The sequence below is a fragment of the Paraburkholderia sp. DD10 genome, assembly GCF_049177125.1.
Lineage (GTDB): Bacteria > Pseudomonadota > Gammaproteobacteria > Burkholderiales > Burkholderiaceae > Paraburkholderia > Paraburkholderia terricola.
In genome coordinates this window covers 3,682,207-3,694,121 of sequence record NZ_CP185393.1, presented here as the reverse complement: position 1 = coordinate 3,694,121, position 11,915 = coordinate 3,682,207, and the positions used below count along the sequence as shown (strand labels likewise).

The 11,915-nt window shown below is 64.5% G+C and carries 15 protein-coding genes; 4 read left to right on the top strand and 11 right to left on the bottom strand.

Translation table 11 applies throughout. The features are described from left to right. The first annotated feature begins 223 nt into the window (after positions 1 to 223). The 3 genes from ACOCG7_RS32095 to ACOCG7_RS32085 all read left to right on the top strand — a co-directional run bounded on the left by ACOCG7_RS32095 (position 224) and on the right by ACOCG7_RS32085 (position 1,747). Positions 224 to 907, top strand: a complete 684-nt coding sequence (locus tag ACOCG7_RS32095) for an HAD family hydrolase (RefSeq protein WP_073429342.1) — start codon at positions 224 to 226, stop codon at positions 905 to 907. A 168-nt stretch (positions 908 to 1,075) separates the two neighbouring features. Continuing rightward, a complete protein-coding gene (locus ACOCG7_RS32090; RefSeq protein ID WP_244744659.1) occupies positions 1,076 to 1,555 on the top strand; it encodes a hypothetical protein in 480 nt (159 codons plus the stop codon). A 57-nt stretch (positions 1,556 to 1,612) separates the two neighbouring features. Then, positions 1,613 to 1,747, top strand: coding sequence for a hypothetical protein (locus tag ACOCG7_RS32085; RefSeq protein ID WP_268801995.1), 135 nt, complete (start codon positions 1,613 to 1,615; stop codon positions 1,745 to 1,747). 118 nt (positions 1,748 to 1,865) lie between these two features. On the opposite strand, the gene lipA is transcribed toward ACOCG7_RS32085, so the two are convergent. From lipA to ACOCG7_RS32070, 3 genes are all read right to left on the bottom strand, one after another. Beyond that, positions 1,866 to 2,870: a lipoyl synthase gene (gene lipA / locus ACOCG7_RS32080; protein ID WP_073429341.1), complete on the bottom strand. Its 1,005-nt coding sequence runs from the start codon at positions 2,868 to 2,870 to the stop codon at positions 1,866 to 1,868. A gap of 13 nt (positions 2,871 to 2,883) precedes the next feature. Next, the gene (gene lipB / locus ACOCG7_RS32075; RefSeq protein ID WP_073429340.1) at positions 2,884 to 3,609 is read right to left on the bottom strand and encodes a lipoyl(octanoyl) transferase LipB; all 726 of its coding nucleotides are present in this window, start codon (positions 3,607 to 3,609) and stop codon (positions 2,884 to 2,886) included. Between the two features lie 137 nt (positions 3,610 to 3,746). Continuing rightward, positions 3,747 to 4,073, bottom strand: a complete 327-nt coding sequence (locus ACOCG7_RS32070) for a DUF2917 domain-containing protein (protein ID WP_073429339.1) — start codon at positions 4,071 to 4,073, stop codon at positions 3,747 to 3,749. A 98-nt stretch (positions 4,074 to 4,171) separates the two neighbouring features. Between ACOCG7_RS32070 and ACOCG7_RS32065 the strand changes: the two genes are divergently transcribed. Next, on the top strand, positions 4,172 to 5,140 hold the full coding sequence (locus tag ACOCG7_RS32065) for a transcriptional regulator GcvA (RefSeq protein ID WP_073429338.1): 969 nt from the start codon (positions 4,172 to 4,174) through the stop codon (positions 5,138 to 5,140). Between the two features lie 14 nt (positions 5,141 to 5,154). Here ACOCG7_RS32065 and ACOCG7_RS32060 read toward each other — a convergent pair whose 3' ends face one another. The 8 genes from ACOCG7_RS32060 to ACOCG7_RS32025 form a co-directional block, all read right to left on the bottom strand. Further along, positions 5,155 to 5,424: a DUF493 family protein gene (locus ACOCG7_RS32060; protein WP_073429337.1), complete on the bottom strand. Its 270-nt coding sequence runs from the start codon at positions 5,422 to 5,424 to the stop codon at positions 5,155 to 5,157. Further along, on the bottom strand, positions 5,396 to 6,352 hold the full coding sequence (locus ACOCG7_RS32055) for a D-amino acid aminotransferase (RefSeq protein ID WP_073429336.1): 957 nt from the start codon (positions 6,350 to 6,352) through the stop codon (positions 5,396 to 5,398). The genes ACOCG7_RS32060 and ACOCG7_RS32055 overlap by 29 nt, the downstream gene beginning before the upstream one ends. A 13-nt stretch (positions 6,353 to 6,365) precedes the next feature. Beyond that, positions 6,366 to 7,595, bottom strand: coding sequence for a D-alanyl-D-alanine carboxypeptidase family protein (locus ACOCG7_RS32050; protein ID WP_073429447.1), 1,230 nt, complete (start codon positions 7,593 to 7,595; stop codon positions 6,366 to 6,368). 317 nt (positions 7,596 to 7,912) lie between these two features. Then, positions 7,913 to 8,557, bottom strand: a complete 645-nt coding sequence (locus ACOCG7_RS32045; protein WP_073429335.1) for an alpha/beta hydrolase — start codon at positions 8,555 to 8,557, stop codon at positions 7,913 to 7,915. A gap of 8 nt (positions 8,558 to 8,565) precedes the next feature. Next, positions 8,566 to 8,889: a (2Fe-2S) ferredoxin domain-containing protein gene (locus ACOCG7_RS32040; protein ID WP_073429334.1), complete on the bottom strand. Its 324-nt coding sequence runs from the start codon at positions 8,887 to 8,889 to the stop codon at positions 8,566 to 8,568. 200 nt (positions 8,890 to 9,089) lie between these two features. After that, positions 9,090 to 10,247 carry a VanZ family protein gene (locus tag ACOCG7_RS32035; RefSeq protein WP_073429333.1) on the bottom strand — a complete coding sequence of 386 codons (1,158 nt, stop codon included), beginning with the start codon at positions 10,245 to 10,247 and terminating at the stop codon, positions 9,090 to 9,092. A gap of 31 nt (positions 10,248 to 10,278) precedes the next feature. Further along, complete coding sequence (locus tag ACOCG7_RS32030; protein WP_073429332.1) at positions 10,279 to 10,917, bottom strand: ABC-type transport auxiliary lipoprotein family protein; 639 nt, start codon at positions 10,915 to 10,917, stop codon at positions 10,279 to 10,281. 29 nt (positions 10,918 to 10,946) lie between these two features. Next, positions 10,947 to 11,909 (bottom strand): MlaD family protein, encoded by a 963-nt coding sequence (locus tag ACOCG7_RS32025; RefSeq protein WP_073429331.1) that lies wholly within the window; start codon positions 11,907 to 11,909, stop codon positions 10,947 to 10,949. Positions 11,910 to 11,915 lie beyond the last annotated feature (6 nt).

Sequence of the window (11,915 nt, the reverse complement as noted above, 5' to 3'; positions counted from 1 at the left end):
GTCCGTTCCTGCTGCCATGACCCGAACCGCATGCCGCGCGAACCGGCACCCGGGGCGTATGACAGTAGTGTTGCACAATTTTGCCTTATTGTAATTTTGTGCTTTTAAATATACGCTCGGTGGCACGCGGTGTACGAATGGCGTCGACCTTTGTGGACGCATGTTTCGTCGTTCATCGCTCCGCTACTTACTTCGTTCGCCCACTTGATCACGAGGACGCTGGATGAGCCGCAATCTTGCGCTGTTCGACCTGGACCACACGCTGCTGCCGCTCGACAGCGATCAGGCGTGGGCTCACTTCATTGCGGGCCTGGGCATAGAGGGCGCTGCGCGGCACGCGCAAGAGATCGACGAGTATTACCGGCAGTACGTGGCCGGTACGCTCGATATGACCGACTATCTGAACTACACGCTGGCGCCGCTCGCCCGCCACTCGCGCGAGCAACTCGACGCATGGCATGCGCAGTTCATGCGGGACGTGATCACGCCGGCGATTCTGCCGGCCGCGCGCGAACTCGTGCAACGCCATATCGAGGCGGGCGATTTGTGCTGCATCGTTACCGCCACCAATGTGTTCATCACACAGCCGATCGGCAAGGCGCTGGGCTTCGAGCATCTGCTCGGGATCGAACTCGACACGGAACACGGCGATCCGCTCGCGCGCTTTACCGGAAGCTCAGTGGGCGTGCCGACTTTTCGCGAAGGCAAGATCACGCGCACCGAGAACTGGCTGGCGTCGCTCGGCCATTGCTTGCAGGATTTTCCGCAGAGCTATTTCTATAGCGACTCGATCAACGACGTGCCCTTGATGGAGCGCGTCACGCACCCGGTCGCGACGAATCCCGACGCGCGGCTGCGAGCGATTGCGGCAGAACGCGGCTGGCCGGTGATCGAGCTGTTTGCTTGAATCGACAGGCGTCGCCTCGACGGTGTTAACCGCGGCTCCAGCGCCTGGATGCCGCGACTGAGCAACCTATAGCGGGCACTGCATGGGTTCTCGCGAATGATGACGCGTCGATATCCAGTTGCGCAAGCTGGCCGTTCGGCAGATTGACCGCGTGCGGCACGCAGCGCGATGATCTTCGCGTTGCCATTCTTCGCATCCGCCATGGTCTTCGTATTCAGTTGTTTGAGCTGGCTGTTCTTCAATGTCGGCGTGCCGGTGTTTGGGCCGATTGCACTGCTGCCCTTGTTGAGTTTATCGCGCGTTTTTCGGCGGGCGTCGCAGGGCATTGCGATAAAAGCCATCAAAGACGGACAGCTTCTCTGGGTCGTCATTTCGATGTGCGCGAGCGCTTGTTATGAGATTGACTCTGCGCTAGGCGACGCACGAACCGACGGCTCGCTGGCTTTCATGCTGGCGGGGCTGGTCTGGCATGTGTTGTTTATCATCGTGGCGTCGATCCTCGTATCGTTCGCTGCGGCTGACGCGGTGTATCACCCCGCGCGAAACGACAGCGAAGAACCGTGCGACCGAAGGCTGATGTGGTTTTCGCTATTCATGACCGCAGCCGTCGCCGCCTCTTTCTCCGCATCTCATTATTCGCTAGCCTAACCAATACCAGGACGATTGCACTATACTTTTTCACCGAGCCTAACAGGGAGAGCCAACATGCCGAATCTGATCGATCACCTCATCGAGAATCGCGCGCTGCGCAATCGCTTTATCGACCTCATGTACCCGTTCACGTTAATTGGTGCAACGCTGGCTTCGATCTCAATGCTGCTCGCGCGCTACTATCGGTAGTCCGCTCGCATGTTCCGTGAGCGCATGATTCCAGCGCTCACAGTTCGCTTGCCAAAAAGAACAAAGCCCGCAACATGTGCGGGCTTTGCTTTTTTCAAACCGACCGTAATCAACCCGCTCAGACCACGCCTGCTCCGTGCGCCTGCAAATCGGCGTGGTAGCTCGATCGAACCATCGCGCCCACGGCGGCATGCGTGAAGCCCATCTTGTACGCTTCTTCCTCGTACATCTTGAACGTGTCGGGATGCACATACGAGCGCACCGGCAAATGATGTTCCGACGGTTGCAGATACTGGCCGATCGTCAGCATGTCCACGTCGTGCTCGCGCAGGTCGCGCATCACTTGCAGGATTTCTTCCTCGGTTTCGCCGAGGCCGACCATCAGGCCGGACTTGGTGGCGACGTCCGGATGCAGCGCCTTGAAGTCCTTCAGCAGCTTCAGCGAATGCGCGTAATCCGAACCCGGACGCGCTTCCTTGTACAGACGCGGCACCGTTTCGAGGTTGTGGTTCATCACATCGGGCGGTGCGGCGTTCAGAATGCCGAGCGCGCGATCCAGGCGGCCGCGGAAGTCCGGCGTCAGAATTTCGATGCGCGTTTCCGGCGACAGCTCGCGCGTCTGCCGAATGCACTCCACGAAGTGAGCCGCGCCGCCGTCGCGCAAATCGTCGCGATCGACGCTGGTGATCACCACGTATTTCAGCTTCAGCGCGGCGATGGTGCGCGCGAGGTTGCCCGGCTCCTCGGTGTCCAGCGGATCGGGGCGGCCGTGGCCGACGTCGCAGAACGGGCAGCGGCGCGTGCACTTGTCGCCCATGATCATGAAGGTCGCGGTGCCCTTGCCGAAGCATTCGCCGATGTTCGGGCAGCTTGCTTCTTCACACACCGTGTGCAGATTGTGCTCGCGCAGAATCTGCTTGATTTCGTAGAAGCGCGAATTGCCGGTCGCCGCCTTGACGCGGATCCAATCCGGTTTCTTCAATTTTTCGATTGGGACGATCTTGATCGGAATGCGGGCGGTTTTGGCTTGTGCCTTCTGCTTCGCGGTGGCGTCGTAGGCGGCGGAAGCCGGCACGGCTTCGGCGGCGGGAGAAGTTGCGAGGTTCGCGGTAACGTCAGTCATTCGTTCGGTCCAGTCAGGCGGTGATCGCACCGGCCTGCGGTTGGGCGACGGCCGCGGGACTGCCGTCGAGGTTTGCGGTGAGGCGTGCTGCAAGGGTGCGGGCCACGTCGTCCCAGCCGGCGGCAACGCCGAGCGTCGCCATATCGACTGTTTCGAGCCCCGCGTAGCCGCATGGGTTGATGGCCAGAAACGGCCGCAAGTCCATGTTCACATTGAGGCTCACGCCGTGATAGCTGCAGCCGTTGCGGATTTTCAGACCCAGCGCGGCGATCTTCGCGCCGGCGTGCAAGCCGGCTTGCGGATGAGGCGCCACGTAGATGCCGGGGGCGCCCGCCTTGCGTTCTCCGGCGAGATTATACGCCGCGAGGGTGTCGATCACGGCCTGCTCGATCCGCGTGACCAGTTCCCGAACCATCAGTTTGCGGCGGCGCAAATCGAGCAGCAGGTAGGCCACCACCTGACCGGGCCCGTGATACGTGATCTGACCGCCACGGTCCACCTTGACGAGCGGAATGCCGCTATCGGCCGCCAGCAGATGCGACGGATCGCCGGCCTGGCCCAAGGTGAAGACGGGAGGATGTTCGACCAGCCAGATTTCGTCGGGAGTGTCGGCCGTGCGCGCGTCGGTGAATGCGCGCATGGCTTCGAAACTGGCTTCGTAAGGTTCGCCGCCGCGCCAGCGCAGCGTGAGCGGCGCCGTGGCGGACAATGGAGACGGGGAAACCGGGGTGGCGCACATGGTGGCGCTAGTTTACCGAAAACCAGCGATCCCCGCCGGGCGCGGCGGCGACGCCGAGGCGAACGCCGGAAGCGCGGCCTGCGCCGGACATGCGCGGCAGGCCGCGCGCCGCGGCCTGCCAGTGCGCGATTCCCCGCTCAAACCGTCCGCCAGCCGCCGCGCATGCGCGCCGCCAGCCGTTCGCCAACCCGGGCGAACCAGTTCAACGCGCGTTCGTCGCAGCGCGTCGGCACGGAAAACATCACGTTCGCCTGCGCGCTGTCCTCGGCGCTCAGCCAAAGCCGCTCGCCGCGCCGAAGCCGTAGCGTGTGGCCGGGTTGCAGCCAATAGTCTTCCGTGTCGTCGCTGCGTGTCACCCAGACCGCGCCGCCTTGCACGACGAGCCTGGTGCTGCGCGCCACCTTCATCGGAACCGTTTCGCCACGGCGGATTTCAAACGCAATGCTAGAGGAAATTTCTCGCATGATGCCCTCGCCAAAAATCGTTTCATGGCTACAATCGTAGGCGTAGCAAGGGTTGACGCAAAACGATCTATTTTCACCTCTATGTGAGAAAAATTTCGATGGATCTCCGGCAATTACCCGCGCTGAACGCAGTCAAGGCATTCGAGGCCGCCGCCCGCCACGAGAGCTTCTCGCGCGCCGCCGACGAACTGTTCGTCACCCACGGCGCCGTCAGCCATCAGATTCGTGCGCTCGAGGCCGAACTGGGCGTCTCGCTGTTCGCCCGCGACGGCAAACGCGTGCGGCTCACCGAAACCGGCCGGCGCTACGCCGCACAGGTGCGCTCGGCGCTCATGGCGCTCGCCGACGCCACCCGCGAAATCCGCGCGGGCGACCGTGAGCGGCGGCTGGTCGTGTCGATGCTGACTTCGTTCGCGGCGCGCTGGGTGACGCCGCGCATCGGCAGCTTTATTGAAGCGCATCCGCAGTGGGATCTCGAACTGCTGTCCACCAACGCGCTAACCGACTTCGCGCGCGACGACGTCGACGTGGCGATCCGTTTCGGCTTCGGCAAATATTCGGGGCTGCATTCGGAGCTTCTGCTGGAGGAGATTTTCTTTCCGGCGTGCGCGCCGACCTTCAACGGCGGCAAGCTACCGCAAACGCCGACCGATCTGGCCAAGGTACCGCTGCTGCGCTCCGACGACGAATTGTGGCGTCCGTGGTTCGACGCCGCCGGCCTCACCGACTGGCCGGAGCCGAAACGCGGCGTGCTGTATCAGGATTCGTCGAATCTTTTGCAAGCGGCCATCGACGGCCAGGGGGTCGCGCTCACGCGCCGCTCGCTGGCGATGCACGAAATCGCCGCGGGGCGCCTCGTGCGGCTATTCGATGTGGATGGGCCGAGCCCGTGGCAGTACTACTTCATCTGCCCGCCGCAGATGCTCGAAACCGCGCGGGTCAAGGCGTTCCGCGACTGGGTATTCGACGAGGTGGGCCGCTTCAAACAGCTTTTCGAGCGGGCTTGCGAGGCGCGGCCCGCGGCAGGCACCGAGCAGACGGCGAACGCCTTGCGCGCCGCGCCGTGACGCTCGCGCAGGCGTTAAAGCACCACCTTCACCATCGGGTGACCGGTAAGCGCGCGGTAGATATTGTCGAGCTGTTCGCGGCTGGTGGCGCGAACCGTCACCGTCAGGCCGGTGTAATTGCCGCTGCTGGACGGCCGCGTCTCGACGTTTGCGGCGTCGACTTCGCTATCGAACTGCCGAACCACCGTGACGATCGTCTCGGTGAATTCGGGGTGCGACTTGCCCATGATCTTGATCGGGAAATCGCACGGAAACTCAAGCAATGATTCGTTCACGGAACTCATTTTCCACTCCTTGCCGCGCTTCTCGCGCCTGCTTTGCCTTGGCGCGCTGATACGCCGCGTACAGCGCCGCAAACACCGCGCCCGGCTTACCGTCGCCAACCGGCTGACCGTCCAGTTGCGTGACCGGCAGCACTTCCTTGGTGGCCGAGCTGACGATGATCTCATCGGCCGCGCGCAATTCGGCTTCGGCGATCTCGCGCGCCTCGAAGCGGATGCCGCACTCGCTCGCCAGTTCTTCGATCAGCCCGTAGCGAATCCCTTCGAGAATCTTGTGGCTGCGCGGCGGCGCGGACAACACACCGTCTTTCACCATCCACACGTTCGACGACGAACCCTCGGTCAGCATGCCGTCGCGAAACTGGATCGTCTCGAACGCGTCGTTTTCCGCCGCGTATTGCGCCATCAGCACATTGCCGAGCAGCGACACCGACTTGATGTCGCAATTGAGCCAGCGACGGTCTTCGGCGCTCACGCAGCGCACGCCTTGCGCGCGCTGCGCGGCGCCGGGCAGATTGAGCGGCGTGACCATCACGAACACGGTCGGCTGGATGCCGGCCGGAAACGCGTGAGCGCGCTTCGCGACACCGCGCGTGACCTGGATGTAGGCGATCGCGTCCTGCTCGGGGCTGAGGCCGGCGTCCGCTTCGTTCGCCGCGACCACGCGCTCGATCAACTCGCGCCAGCCGGCGTCGCCAAACGGATTGACGATGCCGATCTTGTCGACCGACCGGGCGAGGCGCGCGAGATGTTGCGTGAAACGGAACGCCGTGCGGCCGCCGGCATGCGCATACAGCGGCGCGACTTCATAAATGCCGTCGCCGAAAATAAAGCCGCGGTCGAGAACCGGCACGCGCGCTTCGGACAACGGCACCAGTTCGCCGTTCAGATAAACGATCGGGTCGAGCGAAACATCGGAAAGGGCGGTCATCGCGATTGGGCGCTTATTTTTTCTTGTTGAACATCAGCATCAGCGAATCCCACACGCGGCCCACCACGCCGGCTTGCGGCACGGCCTGCAACGCGACCACCGGGAATTGCGCCAGCACCTTGCCGTCCGCAACCAGCTTCGCCGTGCCGACCTGCTGACCGCTGGCGATCGGCGCGATCAGCGGATCGATCTGCTCGATCTGCGGCTTCACCTTGTCGGCCATGCCCTTCGGCACGGTGATGTACTGATCGCTCTTCACGCCGATCTGCACGGTGTCCTGCGCGCCCTTGTAGACGCGCGGCGTGCCCACCACCTGCGCCGCCTTGTACAGACGCACCGTGTCGTACGCGGTGTAGCCGTAGTTCAGCATCTTCAGGCTGTCCTGCACGCGGTCGTGCTCCTTCGGCTCGCCCATCATCACCGTGACCAGACGGCGCGCCGCGCCGGGCGTGCCCGGCAGCTCACGCTTCGCGCTCGCGATCAGGCAGTAGCCGGCAGCTTGCGTGTGGCCGGTCTTCAGACCGTCGACCGTCGGGTCGATCCACAGCAGACGGTTGCGGTTCGGCTGCTTGATCTTGTTGTACGTGAAGTCCTTGACCGAGAAGATGTTGTAGTAGTCGGGAAAGTCACGAATCAGACGCGCCGACAGCACCGCGAGGTCGCCCGCGGTGGTGTAGTGCTGCGGATCGGGCATGCCGTTCACGTCGGCGAAATGGGTGTTCTTCATGCCGAGGCGCTGCGCCTCGGTGTTCATCATGTTGACGAACTGCGACTCGCTGCCGCCGACCAGTTCGGCCAGCGCGATCGCCGCGTCGTTACCCGACTGGACGATCATGCCGTACACCAGGTCGTGCACGGTGACCGGCTTATTCGATTCGATGAACATGCGCGATTCGTCGGTGCGAACGCGGCGCACCGCTTCGCCCGGCATCACCGTTTGCTCCATCGTGATCTTCTTCGTCTGCAATGCCTCGAAGACGAGATACGCGGTCATCAGCTTGGTGAGCGACGCCGGCTCCACGCGCTCGTCGGGATTGCCGGATGCGAGCACCTGGTTGCTGGTCGCGTCGACGAGTACCCACGAACGCGCGTTCACCGCCGGCGGCGGCACTTGCGCGAACGCGGTGCTGGCAACGAGGGTTGCCGGCAACACGATGCCGAGGGTGACGGCACGGCCAAGCGTATTAGGAACGAAGGAAACAGCGGATGGAAATGACGTGCGGCCGAAAGTGGAGAAACGCATAGGGTCGATTCGTGCGGAAAAGTACATCGTGCGCAGGGCGCATTGTTGGAAGAGCCGGTCGGCGAGCGTCTGGCCGTAAAACGGCGCGGCGCCCGTTGGACTTCCGGCCACGCGGTCGGTTCGCACAGCACGCCCGCATCCGGCACCGCTGCGCGCGAGAAGAAACCACGCGTCGCGCGAACTGCCGGGTGGGCGGCGCTGCGCCCAAAAAAGAGCGCCCATTATACGCGCGCTATCTCGCCAACCATCCGCGGGGCGCGGCGATTAATTGCGGTTTGTGCGTACCTGTACCCCGGAAAACGCGCGCTGCCCGCCCTTCAGCGCCACGCGTCGACGATGATCCGCTTGAGAATGTGCAGCTTGCGATGCAGAAAGTGCTCGGCGCCCGGAATCACGATCACGGGCAATTCCTGCGGCCGGGCCCAGTCGTAAACGGATTGAATGGGAACGGTGTCGTCGGTTTCGCCGTGAATCAGCAGCGTGTTGTCCGGCACCGGCGCGACTTCCCAGCGGCTCGCCGCCGTGCCGACGAACACCATGCGCTCGATTGCCTGGCCTTCCTCGCGCAGCTTCGCGGCGACGTGCGACAGCACGAACGTGCCGAACGAAAAACCCGCGAGCACGAGCGGCAGATCGCCCTGCCCGGCTTCGGCGCGCATGTGATCGATCACGGCGCGCAGATCGTCGCGCTCGCCGATGCCCGCGTCATGCTCGCCTTGCGTTTGCCCGACGCCGCGAAAATTCGTGCGATATGTCACGTAGTTCAACTGCACGAGCGTGCGCGCCAGCGTCTGGGCGACCTTGTTGTCCATCGTGCCGCCGAACAGCGGATGCGGATGCGCGACCAGCGCAATGCCGCGCGGCGCGGCGCCGTTTTCACGGGTTCCGTCGGGCAGATCGCGCGCGACCTCGATCTTGCCGACCGGGCCGTCGATCAGATACTTCTTCGTGTGTACGTTCATGGGGACGCTTATTGATCGATTTTCAGACGCTCGACAATCTTGCCGTTCACGAGATGCGAATCGACGATTTCGTCGATGTCGCTCTCGTCGATATACGTGTACCAGACGCCTTCGGGGTACACGACGAGCGTCGGGCCGAGTTCACAGCGGTCGAGACAGCCGGCCTTGTTGATGCGCACCTGGCCGGGGCCGGCGAGGCCCAGTTGCTTCACGCGTTTTTTCGCGTACTCCTGCATCGCCTGGGCGTTGCAGTTCGCGCAGCTTGGGCGATCGGCGCCGGGTTCGCGCTGATTGAGGCAGAAGAAAACGTGGTACTTGTAGAAGGAATCCATGTGTGCGGTGGCGAGGCTGTAAGAGTGGAAAAGGCGCTGGATGCGCCACGGCGCGCCTGTCGGTAATGCGGACGATTATAGCGAGCGGGGCTCGCGATCGCTGGCGGCGGGCCGTGCTTCGGCGGGTCCGCGCTACGCATGGAGGTGGCGGCCGCACCGGCTTCTTCACGCGCCGGGGCAAACCGGCGCCCCACGCGCCGTCAAACGTGCGTCACGCGCCGCTTGAGCCACGCCTGCTCGACGACGAACGCGAGCCACACCAGCGCCGCATACGGCCAGATCCACGCGAGCCAGTGCGCGAGACCGTTGAAATGCAGATACCGCCCCTGCCGCCAGTCCGCCAGCACGACGTCGAAATACGGATTCACCGGCAGCAGATTGACGAACACCAGCGCGACCGTCAGCGCGCAGGCCGCGAGCGCCGCGCGCGAACGGCGCCGCAAGCGCAGCGCCAGCAGCGCCGCGACGGTGCCGCACGCAAGCCCGGCGAGCGCGCCGGAGGTCGCCCAGTCGAATGTCAGACCCGACTGCGACTGTAGAAACGTCGCGCCCACCTTGACGCCCAAGGTCATGACGATGAACGCGATCAACAGTCGCACGCGCGGCGCATGACGGCGCACCGCCAGCGACGCCAGCGCGAGCGCGGCAAACAGATTGAGGGTGGTGATCGCCGCTTCCCACAGGTCGATGGGCAGCCACGCGGCGACCCGTGCCGGCCATGCGCCGACGTGCCAGCGCAGCGGCGTCCATGCGAGCAGCGCATCCTGTGTCGTCGAATCGAAGCGCAGCCACAACGCGCGCGGCCAGTTGCCGAGACCGAACAGGCGGGGCGCCGGATACATCGTCGCGAAAGGCCACGAGAAGATGAGGCACGCGAGCGCCGCACGGTCGCGTTCGAACCAGAGGAGCCGCAAGCGCCGCAACAAGCCGCGATCGAGCAGCGCGCCGGTGGCGGGCGACATGATCGCCGCGCCGAGCAGCGCACCGAGCGCGTTGGCGGCCAGATCGACGTTGGAAGCGACGCGCGTGGGCAGATAGGTTTGCACCGCCTCCATGGTCCCCGACAGCAGTCCGCCCAGCACGAAGGCCAGCGCGACCGCCAGCGGGCCGCGCCAGCGCGGATAGACCGCGAGCACCACGAGCGCGCCGAACGGCATGTAGCCGAGCACGTTGGTGATCACGTCGAAGGCCGTGAGGTACTGCGGCAAGGGATCGGACAGAAAGGCGAACGGTGCGAGGCCGAGCGAGCGCCAACCGTAAAACGGATACCACGAACCGTAGACGATCAGCGCGGCATACAGCACCAGCGCCTGCCGGGAGAGCGCCGACGGGCGCCGCTGCCAGGGCTTTTCGCTCATGCAGCGCTCCGTTGCGTGCGCCGCCGGGAGGTCATTGCGCGGCGACCAGCGCCTGCACGCCGAGCCATGCGCCGATTTGCGCGACCAGATCGTCGCTGGCCGTGGCGAGCGCCTGCGCGCCGCCGGCGGCGTCCGACGAACTGGCCGGCGCACGCGAGACGAACGTGCGCTGGCCGATCACCTTGCCGTTCTGCGTCAGCGTGGCGCGCGCGGTGACTGCGGCGTGGCTCTGGGAACTGCTGTCGAAAACCTGCTCGAACTCGCTCAGATCGACCTTCAGCACCGGTGCGCGCACGCCGTCCGCGCCCGTCAATACGGTGCCGTTCGAACTGAGCGCGTTGCGCAGACGCTGGGTCAGCAACTGCGCGGGCGGCATCGTCCAGTGGCTGTTCGCGTAGGCGGCGGTTTGCTGCGCGTCGGCGTAGCTGAGCCGGTAGATCAGCTTGTCGGATTCGAGCATGCCCGGCGCGCTGACGTCGAGTATCTTCACAGCCGGCAACTGGCCCGCCGAAGCGGCCTGATTCGGCGGGCCGAAATCGTAGCGGATGTCCGAGATTGCCGCAGGATTACCCGCGCAACCCGCGGCCAGCACGCCGAACGCGAGCAGCGCCGCCAGCGCGGCGCGCGTGGACCATCCCGAGGACAACAATCGGTGAATCGAGCGTGACATAACCATCTTCCTTCCTCAAAACCTTCAAATCATTTATCGGCGCGGGCGGCGGGCCACTTGAAACCGGCCTCGCCAGGTCCGGGCGCCGCGCCCGGCGCGCCGAACAGCACGCTGCGCGGATTGCTGCTCAACGTATCGGCCGCGCGGTCCACCGAACGGGCCGCCGAGCGCACGTCCTCGGCGAGCGAATTGACGCGCGGCAAGGTGTCGTAGCCGACCCGCGCCGACAACTCCTGCAGCGAGCCGTTCATCGACGTCAACGCGTCGCCCGCCTGCTGCGCCGCCGCGCCGACCTTGTTGAGGTTGGTCTCGAACGGACCGTCCGGGCGGTTCAGACTGGTGATCAACTGATTGGTCGACGCGAGCGTGCGATCCAGTTGGTCGATCGTGGCGGGCAGCTTGCCGGCGACCGGCGCCGCCTGCTGGGTCAGCGTGGCCACACCGTCGGCGGCCTTCTGGATGCTGGCCGCTGTGCCTTGCAGTTGAGCGGCCATTTCCGGCGACAGCAGATTATCGACGTCGTCCGCGACTTTTTCGAGTTTGCGCAGCAGCACGTCGCCGCGTTGCTGCAATTGATCGAGCAAGCCCGGACGCATCGGCAACTGCGCGACCTGCTTGGGCGACGACGGCAGCGGCGACGGATCGCGCCCGCTGTCGTCCAGCTGGATGAAGGCAATGCCCGTCACCCCCTGGAAGCCCAGGCTGCCGAAAGTCGAATGGGTGATCGGCGCGTGCGTGTCGACGAGGATGCGGATCAGAATCTGCCCCGGATGAGCCCGGTCGAATTTGATGGACTGCACCTTGCCGACGTCGAGCCCGCGATAGCGCACCGCCGCGTCGGTATAAAGACCCGTCACGTTGGTGCGCGCGATCAGATCGTACGGCACCCGCACGGAACGGTCGACGTTGAACAAAAAAGCCGCCACCGCGATCGCAACCAGCAGGACGATCGTGAAGAGCCCCGCCCAGAAGGCGTGTGATTTGTTTTCCATTGTCAG

What these genes read in the sequence shown, in the direction of transcription:
- ACOCG7_RS32045 (WP_073429335.1), bottom strand. Translation starts at nt 8,557, where the DNA reads ATGAACGTACACACGAAGAAGTATCTGATCGACGGCCCGGTCGGCAAG.
- ACOCG7_RS32025 (WP_073429331.1), bottom strand. Translation starts at nt 11,909, where the DNA reads ATGGAAAACAAATCACACGCCTTCTGGGCGGGGCTCTTCACGATCGTC.
- lipB (WP_073429340.1), bottom strand. Translation starts at nt 3,609, where the DNA reads ATGTGCGCCACCCCGGTTTCCCCGTCTCCATTGTCCGCCACGGCGCCG.
- ACOCG7_RS32050 (WP_073429447.1), bottom strand. Translation starts at nt 7,595, where the DNA reads ATGCGTTTCTCCACTTTCGGCCGCACGTCATTTCCATCCGCTGTTTCC.
- ACOCG7_RS32035 (WP_073429333.1), bottom strand. Translation starts at nt 10,247, where the DNA reads ATGAGCGAAAAGCCCTGGCAGCGGCGCCCGTCGGCGCTCTCCCGGCAG.
- ACOCG7_RS32055 (WP_073429336.1), bottom strand. Translation starts at nt 6,352, where the DNA reads ATGACCGCCCTTTCCGATGTTTCGCTCGACCCGATCGTTTATCTGAAC.
- ACOCG7_RS32030 (WP_073429332.1), bottom strand. Translation starts at nt 10,917, where the DNA reads ATGTCACGCTCGATTCACCGATTGTTGTCCTCGGGATGGTCCACGCGC.
- ACOCG7_RS32065 (WP_073429338.1), top strand. Translation starts at nt 4,172, where the DNA reads ATGGATCTCCGGCAATTACCCGCGCTGAACGCAGTCAAGGCATTCGAG.
- lipA (WP_073429341.1), bottom strand. Translation starts at nt 2,870, where the DNA reads ATGACTGACGTTACCGCGAACCTCGCAACTTCTCCCGCCGCCGAAGCC.
- ACOCG7_RS32085 (WP_268801995.1), top strand. Translation starts at nt 1,613, where the DNA reads ATGCCGAATCTGATCGATCACCTCATCGAGAATCGCGCGCTGCGCAAT.
- ACOCG7_RS32060 (WP_073429337.1), bottom strand. Translation starts at nt 5,424, where the DNA reads ATGAGTTCCGTGAACGAATCATTGCTTGAGTTTCCGTGCGATTTCCCG.
- ACOCG7_RS32070 (WP_073429339.1), bottom strand. Translation starts at nt 4,073, where the DNA reads ATGCGAGAAATTTCCTCTAGCATTGCGTTTGAAATCCGCCGTGGCGAA.
- ACOCG7_RS32040 (WP_073429334.1), bottom strand. Translation starts at nt 8,889, where the DNA reads ATGGATTCCTTCTACAAGTACCACGTTTTCTTCTGCCTCAATCAGCGC.
- ACOCG7_RS32095 (WP_073429342.1), top strand. Translation starts at nt 224, where the DNA reads ATGAGCCGCAATCTTGCGCTGTTCGACCTGGACCACACGCTGCTGCCG.
- ACOCG7_RS32090 (WP_244744659.1), top strand. Translation starts at nt 1,076, where the DNA reads ATGATCTTCGCGTTGCCATTCTTCGCATCCGCCATGGTCTTCGTATTC.